Annotated in this window: 1 protein-coding gene; it reads left to right on the forward strand. The window is 64.2% G+C overall.

What is annotated here, in order from left to right:
- A partial coding sequence (locus tag A7A77_RS17300) for an ammonium transporter (RefSeq protein WP_066561328.1) occupies positions 1–941 on the forward strand: 941 nt, incomplete at both ends.

The raw sequence follows: 941 nt of genomic DNA on the forward strand, positions 1-941 counted from the left end.
GACGAGGTCATCTCCGAATATGTCTTCATCTGCTTCCAGATGACCTTCGCCGCGATCACCGCAGCGCTGGTACTGGGCGCTACGGTGGAGCGCATGAAGTTCTCGGCGGTGATGGTCTTCACGGCCATCTGGCTGACGATCGTCTACTTCCCGATCGCACACATGGTGTGGGCAGGCGGCGGCCTTCTGTTCGAGATGGGCGCGCTGGACTTCGCCGGCGGCACGGTGGTTCACATCAACGCCGGTGTCTCGGCGCTGGTTGCCTGCCTCATCCTGGGCAAGCGCAAGGGCTATCCGACCGAGCCGATGCCGCCGCACAGCCTGACGCTGACGATGGTCGGCACGGGCTTGCTGTGGGTGGGCTGGTTCGGCTTCAACGCCGGTTCGGAACTCGAAGCAGACGGCACGGCCGGTCTGGCGATGATCAACACCTTCGTGGCGACAGCTTCGGCGGGTCTGTTCTGGATGCTCGCCGAGCGTCTGGCCGGGCACAAGGGTTCGGCACTGGGCTTCTGCTCGGGCGTGATCGCGGGTCTTGTCGCGGTGACTCCGGCGGCCGGTAACTCGGGTCCGTTCGGCGCGATTATCCTTGGCGCGGTTGCTTCGCTGGTCTGCTTCTTCGTGGTTAGCAAGCTGAAGCCGAAGCTGGGCTTCGACGACTCGCTGGACGCGTTCGGCATCCACGGCGTTGGCGGTATCATCGGCGCGATCGGCACGGGCATCGTGTACCAGCCGGTGTTCGGTGGCCCCGGTGACGGTTCGACCGCGATGATGGCTCAGGTCGTCATCCAGGTGACGGCGGTTGCGATCTCGATCGCATGGGCCGCAGTCGGCACCGTGATCGCGATCTTCATCGCCAAGCTCGTCACTGGCCTGCGTGTCAGCGAAGAGACAGAGGTCACCGGCCTCGATCTCGGTGAACATGGCGAACGCGCTTACAA

The sequence above is a fragment of the Croceicoccus bisphenolivorans genome, from assembly GCF_001634625.1.
GTDB lineage: Bacteria > Pseudomonadota > Alphaproteobacteria > Sphingomonadales > Sphingomonadaceae > Croceicoccus > Croceicoccus bisphenolivorans.